We start from the raw sequence: 16,007 nt of genomic DNA, 5'->3' as shown, positions 1-16,007 counted from the left end.
GAGTTACCTGGGTTGCAGCTGCAAATATATCACAAAAACAGCGCGTTAGGAGGCTGCAGCGCACTCATTTGCCCACCGCATCGAGCAAGGCCAGGTCGGCTGCTTCCATGCTGAACTGTGTGGCTTCAATATTCTGGAGGATGTGTTCCTGGCTGCTCATTTTCGGGATGGCCAGGGTCAATGGTTTGCTTATCAGCCAGTTGAGGGCTATCTGGTGGGGTGTCTTTCCGTATTTCCTGGCCATCATGGCCAGGGTGGGATGTGCCCCAAGGTCGGCTCCTTTGGCCAGCGGTCGCCAGGCTGTGATGCTGATGTGGTTTTGCCGGCACCAGGGGATAATCTCATCTTCCACCGCACTGTTGTAGCTGCCTCCGCTTCTGTTGAGAATGTGGTATTCCACCTGATTTGTGATGATGGGGGCATCCGTAAACAGCCTGACTTCTTTAATCAGCCTGACCGGGAAGTTGCTCAGCCCGAAGTATCTGACTGTACCCTCCTCCATGAGTTTGTTTACGGCGCTCATGGTTTGTGCAAGCGGGATGCGCGGATTGGGCCAGTGCAGAAGCAGCATGTCCAGATAATCCACGCCCAGGCGCCTGAGGCTGCCTTTGACCGATTGCAGTACCTCGCTGAATTGCAGCCTGTCGCCCGACACTTTGGTGGTGATGAATACCGACTCCCTGGGAAAGTGCTTAATGGCTTGTCCTACAAGTCGTTCGGTGTGTCCTCCTCCATAAATGGCAGCGGTATCAATATGGCTGATGCCATGTCCCAGGGCAAAAACCATGGCATCAATCCATTTTTGGTCCTGAGAGGTATCCGGTGTGTGGCGTCCGCCCATTTCCCAGGTTCCCAGCCCAAGCACAGGCAGTTTCAGCGATGGAGTAATCTGCAGTTCAGGTATTTGCATGGTTTGGTTCAAAATTGGTCGGTTTCCGAAAGCAGGCTGAGGGCTGCAGCAGCCAGCATGGCCGCGCCTTTGGGGAGGGCACTTTCGTCGATGTCGAAATCAGGGGTGTGCAGCCTGGCTTGCAACGCATCGTTGCCTGTTCCAAGCCGGATGAAGCAGGCGGGCACCAGTTGCGAATAGTAGGCAAAGTCTTCGGTGGTCATGCGCTGGGGCAGCGTGGCTACCATGCTTTCTCCGAAAAGTGTTGCCGCCAGCGTTTTGAGCTTCCCTGTAAGCCCGGGTTGGTTGATCAGTACCGGATATCCATGCACGATATCCACCTCGGCCGATGTGCCCGCAGCCTGGGCAGTGTGCCGGGCTATTTCGGCTATCCGCTGCTTTGCCTTTGCCCTGTAAGCTTCGTCGAAAGTACGGAAGGTACCCTGAAGCAAAGCTTCGTCGGGCAGGATGTTGTGGGCGCCCTGGGCTATCAGCCTTCCGAACGAAAGCACGGCGGGCAGCAGAGGTGGGGTGTTGCGGCTGATGAGTTGTTGCAGGCTCAGCAGCACCTGGGCCGCGGCAAGCACTACGTCGCCTGCCTTGTCGGGCATGGCCGCATGTCCGCCTTTGCCCAGAATGCGGATATTGATTTCGTCGCCTGAAGCCATGAAGGGTCCCGGACAAAATCCCAAGGTGCCCACTGGCATCTCGGGCGAAACATGCAGGGCCACAATGGCTTCAACCTCAGGATTGTGCAGCACGCCTGCTTCAATCATGGCTTTTGCCCCGCCGGGCAGCTGTTCCTCGGCAGGCTGGAAAATCAACTTCACTGTGCCCGAAAACGCGCTCCTGTGGCTGCTGAGCAAATCGGCCGCACCCAGCAGCATGGCCATATGCGCATCGTGCCCGCAGGCATGCATCACACCTTTGTGTACTGAAGCATAAGGTGTTGCATTTTTTTCTTCAATGGGCAGGGCGTCCATGTCGGCCCGGAGGGCTATGCATCTCCCCTTGCCGGCTTCACCTCTTATGTAGGCCACCACCCCATGCCCGGCTATTGAAGTCTGGTATGGAATGCCCAGCCTGCCAAGCACCTCAGCTATGTAGGCAGCTGTTTTCACCTCGCCGAAACTGAGCTCGGGAAAACGATGAAGATGCCTGCGGTGTTTGACGATGGTTTCCGTCAAACCGTCTGCCATTTGCCTGAGACCTGCATACGAAAAAGCCGACATCACCAGGGATTATATGCACAAAAGTACACATTATCACGCATGCACAAATTGGGCACGCTGTGCCCGGGGTTTTTGGGAAAATGTGCTTACTTGCCAGCTGAGGTGGCAATAGGATAGGCCAATGCCCTGTAGTTGAATGTGGAGTCGATGATCAGCGGAGGATTAAACCTGTCGGCGATTGCAGCCCAGTTGATCAGTTTTACATTCTGTCCTGTCCGGAGGCTGTCGCCGGTGTTCTGCCCGTCGTGAGCCACGAACATCCCTGCGGGAAAGTTTTTTCCCAGCGGCAATTCCACAAGCTCAATACCGTCGGTGTGTATTACCCCGTCGGTAAAGGTGCCGTCGGTCACACGGAAGCATCCGACAAATTTGTTAATTCCCTGGCGCTCAAACACAGCAAAGCTGTTTTTATGTTGCTGTGCTACAATAAGATATCCTTTCCCTTTGGCGCTTTTATACAGGGCAATTCCCTCAATTTGTGGCTTCAGCACAATGTTGGTATCGGCCACCAGCCTCCGGTCGGGAGCCACCGGGTCGGCATAAAATTTCCAGATGCCATAGCGCTCCTCCGCAATGTACAAATAACCGGTCTCATCGTCGGCAACGCAACCTTCCACCTGCCCGTTGAGCCTGAACTGCCGCACCAGCCTCGCATCCACCAGGCTGTCGTTGCTGCAAAACAGCTCCCACTGCTCCACCTCGCCCTGTTTGCTGTTCACAATGGCGTAAAAATTTCCGCTTTTCATGCTCCTGTACAGGCACAAGCCATACACCTCTTCCAGCTTTGAACTGATGAGGCGTGCAGTCACTTCCTTCCACACCCCTGTGAGCGGATCCACGGCAAAAATACTCAGTGCATTGAACGAGCGGTTGCTGGCCACGGCAATATCCCTCGGACCGGCTGCAAAGGGAAAATTGTAACGCACATCCACATTGTTCAGCCTTCCTGCCGGGATAAACTGAATTTCAGTGCCTTCAAGATTGTAAATGTGCAATCCGCCTTTTTTATTGGTAACCAGAATCTGCGATTTTGACCTGTCGTATGGGTGCACCCATACTGCCGGATCATCCAGCACATCCCCGGGCATGGATACAGGTTCGGTCTCTATCCTCGCTTCAACTTCCACGCAATCATCACTGGAATGGGTTCCCTTGGTGCCCGGCAGATATCCGCAGGCAACAACAAACAGGGAAACAGCAGCATATATCGCAAAAACTGCAAACCTTCCTGACCTAAACGAACGAAAATAAAAGGGTTTTAGTAGCCCGAACTTGTCCATCAATGGAATCGGATAACGATTTAATGACGCACAAAAATAAAGCCCTTTTGACAGGATTGTATCCCTCTGCTTTTAACAAATGTTTAATTTTCGCCTGGGCTTCACCTTCCTCCCTCAAGTCAATTTTTTAGGATGCATTGATTATCTTTGCCCTATGGAAACAAAACGTCAACAGCGAATTGCGCGTCTGATACAGAAAGACTTGTCGGAGCTTCTGCTGCGCGAACTGGCCGATCTGGTCCATGGTTGTATGATCACTGTGACCAAGGTACACGTCACCCCCGACCTTTCGCTGGCCAGAATTTACCTGAGCATCTTCGGTGTGCAGGACAAAAAAGCAAAAGTGCAGGAGTTTAACCAGCGCAGCCGCGAGATACGCGGATTCCTTGGCAGCAAGCTGCGCCATCAGCTTCGCCTTATCCCTGAGCTGCAGTTCCGCGAAGACGACTCGCTCGACTACATCGAGCGCATCGACAATCTGTTAAAAAACGGCTGATGCAATACGACCCCATCAAGCGCAGTTTGGGCAACTTTTTCAACCGTTCGGCCTGGCTTCGCATTTTTTTCTATCGCCTGCTCGACCTCTTGCTGCTGCGCGCATGGCACATCCACCGAGAGCTGCATTCCATTGCCCCGCAATATCCCACGGATGCCGAAGTGCTCGACGCCGGCTCCGGCTTCGGTCAGCACACGCACTATTTGCACCGCCTCAGACCGGGCTGGTCCATCCTCGGACTTGACCTGAAAGAGGAGCAGGTGAACGACTGCAACAACTTTTTTGGCCGGCTGGGCGCAACAAACGTCCGCTTTCAAACTGCCGACCTCACGCAGATCAACTTCCAAAACCGTTTTCATTTCATCCTGTGTGTGGATGTGATGGAACATATCGAGCACGACCGGCTGGTATTCAGCCACTTCCACAAAGCCTTGCAAAATGGCGGCACCTTGCTTATCTCCACGCCGTCCGACCAGGGAGGATCGGATGTGCACGACAAGCATCCGCATGAGCAGGGCGCCAAAGGTTTTATCGACGAGCATGTGCGCGACGGTTACGGCATGGAAGAACTGCGCAGCAAACTCGCCGAAGCCGGATTCCGGGAGATACATATCCGCTATCAATATGGCAGGCCGGGACGGCTGGCATGGAAGCTGAGCATGAAGTATCCCATCATCATGCTCAATGCATCCAGGTTATTTTTTGTCATCCTGCCATTTTACTATCTGTTTGTTTTCCCCCTCTGCCTGGTGTTGAATGCTGCCGATGTGCGCCTGAGTCACGCCACAGGCACCGGCCTGATTGCCCGTGCCGTAAAACACTAAAGGCATGCAGCCATGATGAGCCTCATAGCCTCCATTGCCCGACGCTATCTGCTGGCACGCAAAAGCCACAACCTCATCAATATTATCACCATCATCTCGGCCCTGGGTGTGGCCGTCGGCACCTTCGCGCTGATAGTGGTTTTGTCGGTTTTCAACGGTTTCGACAAGGTGATAACCGGCATGATCAACGCAGTTTCGCCCGATCTGGTCATCCGTCCCGAACAGGGCAAGGTGATGCAGGCCGACAGCGCCATGCTGCAAACCCTCCTGAAGATTGAAGGTGTCGAAGGCGTGTCGCGCGTGCTCGAGGAGGATGCCTTGTTTGTAAACGGTCCGAAACAACATCTGGGCCGCATCAAAGGTGTGGAGTCGTTCTACCAGCTGTCGGGACGTTTCGACAGCATCACCCGTCACGGACGCTTTGTGCTCGAAGCCAATGGCTTACCTTTTGCCATTGCCGGCACCGGCGTGGCATGGTACCTGGGCCTGAATCCCGACGAGTCTGCCCCTCCTTTGATGGTTTATGTGCCCAGGCGAGGCGATCCGTCCCGCTTTTCGCCCGATCAGGGTTTCAGCAGCCAGGCCGTCATGGTGGCCGATGTCTTTGCTTCGCAACAGGATTTCGACAGCAGGTACATGTTTGTGCCCTTCGACTGGGCTGCCCGGCTGCTTGAATACACGCACGAAGCCAGCGCGGTTGAGGTATTTGTCCGGCAAGGCGCCAAACCGGCACGTGTGCGTGCAGCCATCCGAAACCAGCTCGGCAACGGCCTGGTCGTCCGCGACCGCTTCGAACAACAGGAAACCCTCTACCGCATCATGCGTACCGAAAAATGGGCCATCTTTATCATCCTCACCTTTATACTCTTCATGGCCTCCTTCAACATCGTTGGCTCGCTCACCATGATTATTGTGGACAAACAAAAGGACAGCGGAGTGCTCAGGTTCCTGGGCCTGCCGCTCTACATGCTCAGGCGCCTGTTTGTGCTCGAAGGTATCTATATCTCGCTGGTGGGGGCGGTTGCCGGTCTTGTTTCCGGTATATTGGTGGTTTTATTGCAGCAATGGTTCGGGCTGCTTAAACTTGGTGGGGGGCAGGGTGCATTCGTGATCGATGCCTACCCCGTCGAGCTCAGGCTGGGCGATGTGATTTCGGTGTTGATAACCGTTGCTGCGATCGGTATGCTTGCTTCAGCTTATGCCGTTTGGTTCGGCTTGCGAAATGGTAACCTCAGGGCTGCCGACCTGAAGAATTAGCCCTTCGTCCTGAGGCTGTCGGCCCAGGCGGTGAGCTCTGCAAAATCCTGTACTTCAAGTTGTTCGGCGCGTTTCTCCAGCAAAGGATGGGATGCTTCGCGTGGCACCAGTCCCCCAAGCGCATTCCTCAGGGTTTTCCGCCGCTGATTGAAAGCCTGTTTCACCAGCCGGCGAAAACTGTCTTCGTCACAACCCAGGTTTTTGCTATGGTTGCGTTTGAGATGAACCACAGCCGACCTTACCTTGGGCGGGGGAATAAATGCCCCGGGTCCTACCTCAAACTTCAGCCCAATGTCGTACCATGCCTGCAACAGCACACTGAGGATGCCATAGGTGCGGCTTCCGGCCGGAGCTGCAATGCGCTGTGCCACTTCGAGTTGTATCATGCAGACCACTTCTTCCACCTGCTCGTAGGCATCGAGGATGTGAAAAAAAATCTGACTGCTGATGTTGTATGGGAAATTGCCGGCGATCACCATTTTTTCCGACTGAAACTGTCGCAGGTCGAGTTTGAGGAAATCCTGGTGTAAAAGCTGAGTGGCCGACAGTTCAAAATGCTCCCTCAGGTAAGCCACCGACTCTCCGTCAATTTCCACCAGATGAAGCTTTTGGCCAAAGCGGGGCAACAAGTGTCGGGTGAGCACCCCTGTTCCCGGACCGATTTCCAATACACATCCGGCCTCGTCGGGCACCAGGGCGGCTATGCGTTCTGCAATGCTCCGATCGTGCAGAAAATGTTGTCCGAGATGTTTTTTTGGTCTGACCATGAGCTGTTTACGAGATACCGTCGCCACGGAGCAGGCGGTAGCGCATGCGGGCCTGGGAGGCAAATACACTGGCAGGGTAGTTGTTGAACAGGGTTTCGTACAGTTTTCTTGCTTCCTGTGTCCCATCCGGCAATTGCTCGGTCAGCATTGCACTCCTGAACAGGGCATCGTCGGCAAGATAGTGATCCGGGAAATCGGTGACAATTCTTTTATACAGCGCCAGGGCTTCCTGCTGCATCCCTTCGTCGGCAAGCAAGGATGCTTTGCGCAGCATTAGCTGGGGTAGCAAAACCGGATTTGGCCGTGAGGCAAGAAGGGAGTCCATCACTGTGAGCGCTTGCCGGCGCTGCTTGCGGTAGATCAGGAAATCGGCCCGGGCCAGGGCGCGAAGCTGGGCGCCGGTGCTGTCTTCTTCCAGGTTTTCGCGTATCAGCAGCGAAAGCTCCATGGCGTCGTTGGCAATAAGTTTAGAGGTGGCAGCCTTCAGGATGTCAAGCTGGGTAAGTGCCCATTCGAATTCGCCAATATAATACCGCAGCCGGGCATTCCTGAACCGGGCTTCGTGGGCAATAGGCTCATTGCGCATGGCTTTCTCCACCTGACTGTAAAGCAGGGTAGCTTCCCACACTTCCTCGCTGAACAGATAGATATCGGCCAGCTCCAGCTTGATCGAGGCAGTTTCTTCGGGCCTGAGCACCAGTTGTTTGAGGTTTTCGAGCGATTCGGCGGCCTGGTCTGCCCTTCCCATATGATAGGCCAAAGCCTTTGCCCTGATGATGGCCAGCTGCAGTGTCTCGCGATTAAAGCCCGATTGGGCAAGCATCTTGTCGGCATCGGCCACAATCGACTGATATACAGCTTTATCCTGCGTCCCTTGCTGCTCGGCAATCATGTAGCGGCTGCGGATGCTCCCTTCAAGTCCGTTCAGATAATATACGCCTCTTGGTCCTTTTCCGGTAATGTAGTTGTATCCCTGAAGGGCAGTTTCGTAGGCCTCGTTGCCCAGGCTGATGGTTGCCAGCTCAAGCACAAGGGATTCCCTGTCGCCAAAACGGCGGTCGAGCGCTATGGCCTGCACCATGGCGATGTCGAATTCGCGCTGCTGCAACGAAAACCAAACCAGCATCTCGTTGAATACGGCCTTGGCGCCAGGCCGCTGTACCCTGAGCAACAGCTCGTTGCGTATCAGCTCGGCCATACTGTTGTCAATGTCCATAAACAGCATGTTCTGCAGGTTGCGTTTGATGATCTCCGACTGCTCCGGAAAGCGATCCAAGTAATCGAGATACATGCCTGTGGATGCAGCAAAGTTGCCGTTGAGGTAATAAAGCGATGCCCTTTCAATTAAAAACTGCTCGTTCAGGTTAGGCATGTTTGCTGCCCGCTCGTAGGCCTGCAGGGCCTGGTCGTTCAAACCTCTGACTCTGAAGGCATTGGTAAGGCTATAAACCGCATTCCGGTCTGCCGGCATCTCCCGGATCAATTTGTCGAAAGTCTCCTGGGCACGTTTGCGGTCGCCCCGCATCATGGCAATATAGCCCATGTCCACCTGAAGCTGCACATCGCGGCTTTGTCGCATCTGCTGCCTGATAGCCCTTTCGGCTTCGTCGTATTGCGCCAGCTGAATCAGGCAGTTCAGGTATTGATTGAAATAATGCTGCGACCTGGTCTGCTCGAACAGCTTGAGGAAAAGCACTTTGGCATTGGCCCAGTCCTGGTTGCGGTAAAACTCCCAGGCCAGGTTCTCGTCGGCAAGGCGCTGATCCTGTGGGGCAGGCGAGATGCGTACCTGCGCTTCAGCTGCTAACGGCAAAAAAAGAGCCGTCAGCAATACCATATATATAATAGGTGTACGCAGGTTCATTTCCGTCTTCAGTCGTTCATGTGTTGCGGAAAAGCCTGCTCAAAGTTTTCGATGTTGAGCAGTTGCACATTCCAGCGGTTGACCAGATAATCGGCCTGCATCATAAGGCGGTCGAGCCGTTCTTTTTCCATAAAGAAACGTTCCATCGTCAGAGGCCGCTCATCCTTTTTGTCGAGCCAGGCTTGTTTGAGCTGACGTATCTTGCCAAGCGATTCGTTCACCTGGGCTTGCAGGCTGTCGGTTTCCTCACCCACGGTGGATAAGAAATCCAATGCCGTGTGCAGGGTTTCGCTGGCCACCTGATTCTCCTGCACGCCCTGGTCGAGCAACAGCCGTCCGGCCCTCACTTCGAGCTGTGCTATGTCGTCGTGCGACAATGCACCGAGCTGCCCAAGCAGGCGACTGGCTTCTGCCTCAGCTTCTTCGAAAGCCACTGGGGGCTTGTCGGCCTGTTTTCGCTGGCATGCGGCCAACAGCAGCAGGCTAATCAATAAGTGCAAAACCGGTGTAAGGCTGCAAAGCTTTGGGGATGTGTATGCCATCGGCTTTCTGATTATTTTCGAGCATGGCTGCCACAATGCGGGGCAAGGCCAGTGCACTTCCGTTTAACGTATGGGCAAGCTGAATGTTGCCGTTCTTTTCCTTGATGCGGAGTTTCATGCGGTTGGCCTGAAAACTTTCGAAGTTCGACACCGAGCTCACCTCGAGCCACATCTGCTGGGCTGCACTCCACACCTCGAAATCGTAGGTGAGCGCCGAGGCAAAGCTCATATCGCCACCGCAAAGCTTCACAATGCGGAACGGCAGTTCCAGGCTGCGCAGCAAACCTGCCACATGTTCGCGCATTTCTTCCAGGGCTTCGTACGAGCGCTCAGGATGCGCAATCTGCACAATCTCAACCTTATCGAACTGGTGCAGGCGGTTCAATCCGCGCACATGCTTGCCCCACGATCCGGCTTCGCGCCTGAAACAGTTGGAATAAGCCACGTTTTTCAATGGCAGCTCGCTTTCCTGTACAATCACATCGCGATAGATATTGGTAACGGGTACCTCTGCGGTGGGTATCAGGTACATCCCGTCGAGGGGCACGGCATACATCTGTCCTTCCTTGTCAGGAAGCTGTCCTGTGCCATAAGCCGAAGCTTCGTTGACCAGCAGGGGAGGCTGCACCTCATGGTAGCCGGCTTCGTTGGCACGGTCGAGGAAGAAATTGATCAGGGCACGTTGCAGCCTGGCGCCTTTGCCTTTATAAAAGGGGAAGCCGGCGCCTGTTACCTTGTTACCAAGTTCAAAATCAATGATATCGTATTTGGAAATCAGGTCCCAGTGCGGCCTGGCATCGGCCGGGAGTTCAGGCATTGCGCCTTCCTGATGCACAATCAGGTTGTCGGCAGCGCTGCGTCCTTTTGGCACACTCAGGTGCGGGGTATTGGGGATTTCGACCAGTTTGGCCTGTATCTGCTGACGGAGCTGATCAAGCCGGTTGTCCAGCTCTTTGCTTCTTTCCTTGAGTTGGGTGTTGCGTGCCTTCAGCGCTTCGGCTTCTTCCTTGCGGCCACTTTTCATCAGGTTGCCGATTTCTTTGGCCAGGCTATTGGTTTCGGCAAGTATCTGGTCGTTCTCGTATTGGGTCTGGCGGCGTTCGTCGTCAAGCTGCAATATCTCGTCGATGAGCGTTAGCTGTTGGAAGTTCTTGATTGCCAGACGTTCTATGGCTTCTTCACGATTGTTTCGAAGGTAGGGTATAGTAAGCATGCGAATTTTTTAGCAAAAATAAGGTTTCCTGCGCTATGGGCTTCGCCGCATAAAACGGAAAACCCGCATGAAGTTGCTTCATGCGGGTTAACATGTATGAACAAAGCTACTTTAGTCTTTCTGAATAGGTTCTACCGATACGTAGGATTTGTCGTCATGACGTTTTCTGAACACCACCAACCCGTCGGTGAGGGCAAACAGGGTGTGGTCTTTACCCATTCCCACGTTATCGCCGGGATGATGCTGTGTGCCGCGCTGACGCACGATGATGTTACCTGCTTTGGCAAACTGGCCGCCAAATATCTTTACGCCAAGTCGTTTGCTGTGCGACTCGCGTCCGTTCTGCGTACTACCAACTCCTTTTTTATGTGCCATGGCTGATTAGTTTTTTGACGTTTTACAGGCTGATGCTTTCAATCTGAACCTTGCTGAACGACTGACGATGTCCGTTCAGGGTCTGATATCCTTTTCTGCGTTTCTTTTTGAAGACCAGCACTTTGTCGCCTTTGAGGTGACCCAGCACTTTGGCAGTAATTTTGGCATTTTCCACTACGGGCGTCCCTACTTCAATCTGGCCGTCGTGCTCCACCAGCATCACCTTGTCCAGGGTAATTTGGCTGCCTTCTTCCGCCTGGAGGCGATGCACAAAGAGCTGCTGCCCTTCGCGTACCTTAAACTGTTGGCCTGCGATATCTACGATTGCGTACATCTTTTGTTTCCCTTTCTTTACCTTAAAATCGGACGGCAAAAATACAAATTATTTCATTTTCACCAATGTATCATGCGATTATTTTTCTTCACGATTTATTTCACCTGCATTCAGCACCCCTGGAATGCGCGGAAACCCATAAGCCATACCATACGGAGCACCTTGCAATGACTGTGTCTTGTTCATTTATTTCCAACAATGAACTGCTTTTGGCCACTTTAACGGATATAGGAAGCCTCCCGGGGGTTACGGTATGGATTTCGGCTTACATATTATAATTAAAGGTTTATTCTACCTGCTTTTGGGCCGGTGGTTCACAAGCAGTACGCCTCCAAGGATCAGCCCGATCCAGAGCAAATACACCACCGAAAAGTATTCGCCGTCGGCCATGCCCCAAAGAAGTGCGACCACCGGAATAAGGTAGGTGACCGAAGATGCAAATACCGGCCCAGTCAGTTTGATGAGCACGTTGAATGCAATGAGCGCAAGTGCCGTACCCAGAAAGGCAAGCAGGGCGATGTACCCGAATCCTGCCCATGCGGCAGGTTCCGTGCTGAGTTTTTCGATCAATGGAGAGGTTGTGAGCAGAATAACAGTAGCCAGCACGCCCGGAACCAGAAAGGTAAGCGAGGTAATGCTGATCGAATCCACCTTGTGCAGTTTGGCCTTGATCAGGTTCACATTGAAGGCATAGAGGATGGTAGCAAGCACAATAAGCGAAGCATAGGGCAGGTTGAATTCCATGCTTCGGCCGCCGCTGCTGCTGATCAGGCCGATGGCGCCCACCAGTCCTATGGCTACACCTATAGCCTGAAACCAACGTGCCTCGAGCTGGAATACCAGTAAACCCACAATGAGCGTAAACAACGGGGTAAGCGAATTGAGCAGTCCTGCTGTCCCGCTGTCCAGACCGGTTTGTGCAAAGGCAAACAGATAGGCCGGTATCAGGCTGCCGATCATGCCCGAAAGCACCAGCCAACCAAGCTCTGTCCGGCTTACCCTTGGCAATCGCCTGACAGCCAGCGGCAACAAAAAGAAAAACGACAGCGAAACCCTCAGCCCGCCCACTGTGGCCGCATCAAAGTATGCAAGTCCCCGCTTGATGAGGATAAACGAGCTGCCCCAGACAAGCACGAGCAGTACGAGAATCAACCAGGGAAGCCATCTGTTCTTCAAGCCGAAAAGTAATTTTAACGGGCAAAGGTAAAACCATTTTGCCCTTGTCTTGTTCATGCACTGTCTAACTAATCTCTGAAAGCAGCCCGATGTGTAAAAAAAGTCTTAAAAATCACTTCCGCTGCAACCTTTGGCCGCAATAGTCATACTTATTGCCTGGCAGCACCGATGTGAAACATGACAAGCGGTAACTGCCTCAACCAATACAAGCCATCATGCCGGAAATGACAATCCAGAAAGCAATCTCCAGAATGCTCCGTATCGCGGCGAGAATCGCGTATTTGTCCGGCACACCTACCTCACTGCGGGAAATGCAAATCTCAGCCGGTTTGGCCAGGCAGCTGAAAAGGCCTGACATTACTAACAACATTTTTGGGCTGGTGGTTGAAAAAAAATCCTTAGCTGCTGATTTACAGAGCTGCTTACACCTTATATTTATATGCTGAAAATTAGGGGGTATTGATGGTAGATTTCAAGTCAAACAAACGCAGCATCGGGTCAGCCTGGCGGAACAGCCAGCAGAGGGAGTTCCGTACAGCATGCCAGGGCGATTTCGAGGCCAACCCCAGGGGGATAACAGGCAGACTTGTTTTGGCCTGCCGGCTGAAAGCCTTAACTGATGCAGTACTTAACAATATTTTACCCCTAAATTTGAGAAAAAAACTTGCATTGCATTGCAACAACGTTTACTTTTGTCCACAATTTGAAGTGGACCTATACGGAAACATAAGAATGACAAGTGTTTTGGAAAATGCCGGCCCTCAGGTGGAAAGGCAGATGTTCCTGCACGTGATTATTTTTAAGGCTCTGTTAAGTTCCACGAATTTTGTAGTTTTGCATAATGAATCTAAATAAGTTGACTGTAACAAAAAAAACGTTAACTCGTAAAACCGGTATTTAGAGACACTTTTGGGATATGTTCAATTTTCACTAAAAATCAAAAAACTGACCAATGTATGAATGAGCCAGCTTTGAATTCAAGGAGTCGCGACCCCGCAGCGGGTGCCCCTTCAATGTTTGCTTTCGAAAATCAAAGATTTAGAAACCAAAAAAAATCCAAATCAATTTTTATTCACAAAATCTCGAATCACATGAAGACAAAGTACGAATTTAACCGGCTTTTGCGTTCCGGGACTTTGTTGGCATTCCTCTTCGCATGGATGCTGATAGGTTCCTTCGAAGCTAAAGCTCAAACCCAGACGCTGAATCTCACCATCACTGGTGTAGGTGACGTGACGGTTAACGTACCTCCGGCTTACCTCGTTTCGGGCCCTGTTACCGGCTCACTTGTAGGTTCCTTTGGTACAAATACCGTTATCACCCTGACAGCTACACCTGCTCCGGGATGGACGTTTGTAGGTTGGTCAGGCGCTACCTTTACACCCAACGCCACGGCCAATCCAGTTACATTTGTGTTGGCTGACAACACAACCATCACAGCAAGCTTTGTTAAGGTGCTTACGCTCACTGGTGTAACTGGCAACAACAAGGTATATGACGGCAATACAACCGCCACCATCGGTTCCTGGGGATCGCTTGTAGGCGTTGATGCTGCTTATCCACTTGTTTCACTCGATAATACACTCGCTGTTGCTACATTCGATAACAAGAACGTCGGCACTGGCAAAACAATTACCATCACAGGTCTTGCACTCACTGGCGCAGATGCTGCTGTATATCAACTTCAATCCCCTGTTCTGACAACAGGAAATATTACTCCTGCCGCACTCACCGTTGCCGGTGCTGTTGCAAACAATAAAGTATTTGACAATACTACAACAGCTACTGTTGATCTCACTAGCGCTTCGTTGGTTGGTGTAATCGGCGGCGATGTCGTTAATTTTGCTGTAAGCGCTGCAAACTTCAACAACGTTAATGCAGGCGTAAAACCCGTTACTGTTACTTACACACTCAGCGGTGCTGATGCCGGCAATTATACTGTTTCCGGTCCTGAGCTCTCAGCTGATATTACTCCCAAGGAAATCTTCCTTAACAGCGTTGTCATCCAAAGCAAACCATATGATGAAACAACCGCAGCTACAATCACTTCTCTGGGTGCCATTACTGGTATTGTTCCTCCTGGCACAGGCGCTGCCGCAGTAACGGTTTCCGGCGGTACGGCAGTATTTGCTGACCCATTTGTCGGTACAGGTAAAACTGTTACCATCACTGGTGGTGTATCCGTAAGCAACCCCAACTATTTCCTGACCCAGCCATTTACCACTACTGGTACAATTACTCCTGGTGTTTATGCCATGTTCAATCCTTCTTATGGTATCGTAGGGCGTCCCGTTGCTCCGGTGAACGATGTGCCTGTTAATGAACCTCTGTGGATTGAATTCAATACAACTGTAGTTGATATCAATGGTGATCCGCTGCCTACCACTGGCCTTGGTGATTTTGTAAAGCTCGAGATCTGGAACACCGGAACCCTCACCTGGGATCCTGTTGCTTTCTCGGCTAACCGCGTTGGAAACAAGATAAACATTGTTCCCGCAAGCACACTGTCATACAGCACACAGTATCGTATCCGTTTCTTGAACATCTACAAGACAGCTGCCAACGGTGGTGGTCAGGTGGATTATTCACTTGATAAAGGCCCCAGCGGATTCGATCCTGCTATTTCTGTTCCTTTCGCTGCCCTCCAGGCTGACCCCCACCGCGCTGTTGTATTCAATACAATGTCGCTGCTCACAGCTACGCTCCCGACAGTAACTCCTTATGGAAGCGGTAAAGGCGTTTGCGATCAGATCAAACTGACCTTTGTAAACCCCGTTCAGTACCTCAACGGTAATCAGATTACAGACAATCCGAAGCATAAGTTCACCATGGAGGAATCGACCGACGGTATTACCTGGAATCCGGTTCCGACCGCTGATTGGAGTGTTTCGGTTAACGTACTTGGCAACCCCACTGAATTCACCTTTACTTACAACCCTGGTCCGCTCAAGTTCAATACCTATTACAGGATTGTAAACAACGTTGGTCTGGATGTTAACTACGGATTCATTGACAAGGTAACAGGATTCAACCTGCTCTACGGACCTGTAAACTACGCCCATACACAGGGCACAGATGGCTGGAACTGGCAGACCACTGCTACCTATCCGCTGATTGTAGATGTACATCCCTGGCCTCAAAGCCCCGTATTCCCGGCTGTTCCGCTCCCGAACAAAGCCAGCTTCAATGGTGTGTATAACGTAACTGTAGGCATACCTCCTACCTACACACTCACCAAGAACACTGCCTACACTGCCGACGTAACCATGACCTATCCGATCGCTGCAATTGACGGCGAAGGTTGGCACTGGGTAAGGTGGCAGCGTACTACCGATGGTGGTACTACCTGGAGCAATATGTCCACTTCGAGCGGAACCCTTGGTGTAAACTATGCTCCCCAATCGTGGATTTTCAACGCCAACACCCTTAAGCCCACTACCTGCACCCAGCAACTTGGCTACAGGGCTCAGTTTGAGATCAATAAGTATAACATTACTACTTCTGTTTCTCCAAATAATACATATGGTACCGTTGCCGGTGCTGCCAACAACATTAACCATGGCTCTACAGTCACCCTTACTGCTACTCCTGCTCCGGTTACTACTTTGTTGGCTGGAACACCACGCTCTGCCTCATTCAGTAGCTGCTACCATCGTTCAGAATGTTCCTAACCATACTGCTGTTGGTTATCCGAACTTTATTGGCCAGGTTGGTACTTTGAGCTTTCATCTTGTTGGACCACTCGTACACACAACACC

Annotated in this window: 14 protein-coding genes; 4 read left to right on the top strand and 10 right to left on the bottom strand. The window is 52.0% G+C overall.

What is annotated here, in order from left to right; translation table 11 throughout:
* Window positions 1–64: 64 nt before the first annotated feature.
* The 3 genes from IPM52_07835 to IPM52_07825 all read right to left on the bottom strand — a co-directional run bounded on the left by IPM52_07835 (window position 65) and on the right by IPM52_07825 (window position 3,404).
* The gene (locus tag IPM52_07835) at window positions 65–910 is read right to left on the bottom strand and encodes an aldo/keto reductase (GenBank protein MBK9291521.1); all 846 of its coding nucleotides are present in this window, start codon (window positions 908–910) and stop codon (window positions 65–67) included.
* Between the two features lie 8 nt (window positions 911–918).
* Window positions 919–2,121, bottom strand: a complete 1,203-nt coding sequence (locus IPM52_07830; GenBank protein MBK9291520.1) for an amidohydrolase — start codon at window positions 2,119–2,121, stop codon at window positions 919–921.
* A gap of 86 nt (window positions 2,122–2,207) precedes the next feature.
* The gene (locus IPM52_07825; GenBank protein MBK9291519.1) at window positions 2,208–3,404 is read right to left on the bottom strand and encodes a phytase; all 1,197 of its coding nucleotides are present in this window, start codon (window positions 3,402–3,404) and stop codon (window positions 2,208–2,210) included.
* Window positions 3,405–3,555: 151 nt separating this feature from the next.
* Here IPM52_07825 and rbfA point away from each other — a divergent pair, with 151 nt between their 5' ends.
* Genes rbfA through IPM52_07810 form a run of 3 tightly spaced genes read left to right on the top strand, consistent with a single transcriptional unit; the run spans window position 3,556 to window position 5,978 of the window.
* Window positions 3,556–3,897 (top strand): 30S ribosome-binding factor RbfA, encoded by a 342-nt coding sequence (gene rbfA / locus IPM52_07820; protein ID MBK9291518.1) that lies wholly within the window; start codon window positions 3,556–3,558, stop codon window positions 3,895–3,897.
* Window positions 3,897–4,721: a class I SAM-dependent methyltransferase gene (locus tag IPM52_07815; GenBank protein ID MBK9291517.1), complete on the top strand. Its 825-nt coding sequence runs from the start codon at window positions 3,897–3,899 to the stop codon at window positions 4,719–4,721. The genes rbfA and IPM52_07815 overlap by 1 nt, the downstream gene beginning before the upstream one ends.
* Before the next feature lie 12 nt (window positions 4,722–4,733).
* Entirely contained in the window at window positions 4,734–5,978 is a 1,245-nt protein-coding gene (locus tag IPM52_07810; GenBank protein MBK9291516.1) for an ABC transporter permease, read from the top strand.
* Here the strand turns inward: IPM52_07810 and rsmA are convergent.
* The 7 genes from rsmA to IPM52_07775 form a co-directional block, all read right to left on the bottom strand.
* Window positions 5,975–6,745, bottom strand: coding sequence for a ribosomal RNA small subunit methyltransferase A (rsmA, locus tag IPM52_07805; GenBank protein MBK9291515.1), 771 nt, complete (start codon window positions 6,743–6,745; stop codon window positions 5,975–5,977). The genes IPM52_07810 and rsmA overlap by 4 nt on opposite strands.
* A 7-nt stretch (window positions 6,746–6,752) precedes the next feature.
* Window positions 6,753–8,609 (bottom strand): tetratricopeptide repeat protein, encoded by a 1,857-nt coding sequence (locus IPM52_07800; GenBank protein ID MBK9291514.1) that lies wholly within the window; start codon window positions 8,607–8,609, stop codon window positions 6,753–6,755.
* A gap of 8 nt (window positions 8,610–8,617) precedes the next feature.
* The gene (locus tag IPM52_07795; GenBank protein MBK9291513.1) at window positions 8,618–9,109 is read right to left on the bottom strand and encodes a hypothetical protein; all 492 of its coding nucleotides are present in this window, start codon (window positions 9,107–9,109) and stop codon (window positions 8,618–8,620) included.
* On the bottom strand, window positions 9,093–10,364 hold the full coding sequence (gene serS, locus IPM52_07790; GenBank protein MBK9291512.1) for a serine--tRNA ligase: 1,272 nt from the start codon (window positions 10,362–10,364) through the stop codon (window positions 9,093–9,095). The genes IPM52_07795 and serS overlap by 17 nt, the downstream gene beginning before the upstream one ends.
* Window positions 10,365–10,475: 111 nt before the next feature.
* Window positions 10,476–10,739 (bottom strand): 50S ribosomal protein L27, encoded by a 264-nt coding sequence (rpmA, locus tag IPM52_07785; GenBank protein MBK9291511.1) that lies wholly within the window; start codon window positions 10,737–10,739, stop codon window positions 10,476–10,478.
* Between the two features lie 22 nt (window positions 10,740–10,761).
* Window positions 10,762–11,073 carry a 50S ribosomal protein L21 gene (gene rplU, locus IPM52_07780; GenBank protein MBK9291510.1) on the bottom strand — a complete coding sequence of 104 codons (312 nt, stop codon included), beginning with the start codon at window positions 11,071–11,073 and terminating at the stop codon, window positions 10,762–10,764.
* A 291-nt stretch (window positions 11,074–11,364) separates the two neighbouring features.
* Complete coding sequence (locus IPM52_07775; protein ID MBK9291509.1) at window positions 11,365–12,249, bottom strand: DMT family transporter; 885 nt, start codon at window positions 12,247–12,249, stop codon at window positions 11,365–11,367.
* 1,091 nt (window positions 12,250–13,340) lie between these two features.
* On the opposite strand from IPM52_07775, the gene IPM52_07770 reads away from it, so the two are divergent.
* The gene (locus tag IPM52_07770; protein MBK9291508.1) at window positions 13,341–15,920 is read left to right on the top strand and encodes a hypothetical protein; all 2,580 of its coding nucleotides are present in this window, start codon (window positions 13,341–13,343) and stop codon (window positions 15,918–15,920) included.
* Window positions 15,921–16,007 lie beyond the last annotated feature (87 nt).

The organism is Bacteroidota bacterium (assembly GCA_016715945.1).
In the GTDB taxonomy this organism is placed as follows: Bacteria; Bacteroidota; Bacteroidia; order Bacteroidales; family F082; genus JALNZU01.
The sequence above is the reverse complement of the archived record's forward strand: the minus strand, read 5'-3'. Positions and strand labels throughout refer to the sequence as shown.

What these genes read in the sequence shown, in the direction of transcription:
- IPM52_07815 (MBK9291517.1), top strand. Translation starts at nt 3,897, where the DNA reads ATGCAATACGACCCCATCAAGCGCAGTTTGGGCAACTTTTTCAACCGT.
- IPM52_07830 (MBK9291520.1), bottom strand. Translation starts at nt 2,121, where the DNA reads ATGTCGGCTTTTTCGTATGCAGGTCTCAGGCAAATGGCAGACGGTTTG.
- serS (MBK9291512.1), bottom strand. Translation starts at nt 10,364, where the DNA reads ATGCTTACTATACCCTACCTTCGAAACAATCGTGAAGAAGCCATAGAA.
- rbfA (MBK9291518.1), top strand. Translation starts at nt 3,556, where the DNA reads ATGGAAACAAAACGTCAACAGCGAATTGCGCGTCTGATACAGAAAGAC.
- IPM52_07800 (MBK9291514.1), bottom strand. Translation starts at nt 8,609, where the DNA reads ATGAACCTGCGTACACCTATTATATATATGGTATTGCTGACGGCTCTT.
- rplU (MBK9291510.1), bottom strand. Translation starts at nt 11,073, where the DNA reads ATGTACGCAATCGTAGATATCGCAGGCCAACAGTTTAAGGTACGCGAA.
- rsmA (MBK9291515.1), bottom strand. Translation starts at nt 6,745, where the DNA reads ATGGTCAGACCAAAAAAACATCTCGGACAACATTTTCTGCACGATCGG.
- IPM52_07835 (MBK9291521.1), bottom strand. Translation starts at nt 910, where the DNA reads ATGCAAATACCTGAACTGCAGATTACTCCATCGCTGAAACTGCCTGTG.
- IPM52_07770 (MBK9291508.1), top strand. Translation starts at nt 13,341, where the DNA reads ATGAAGACAAAGTACGAATTTAACCGGCTTTTGCGTTCCGGGACTTTG.
- rpmA (MBK9291511.1), bottom strand. Translation starts at nt 10,739, where the DNA reads ATGGCACATAAAAAAGGAGTTGGTAGTACGCAGAACGGACGCGAGTCG.
- IPM52_07810 (MBK9291516.1), top strand. Translation starts at nt 4,734, where the DNA reads ATGATGAGCCTCATAGCCTCCATTGCCCGACGCTATCTGCTGGCACGC.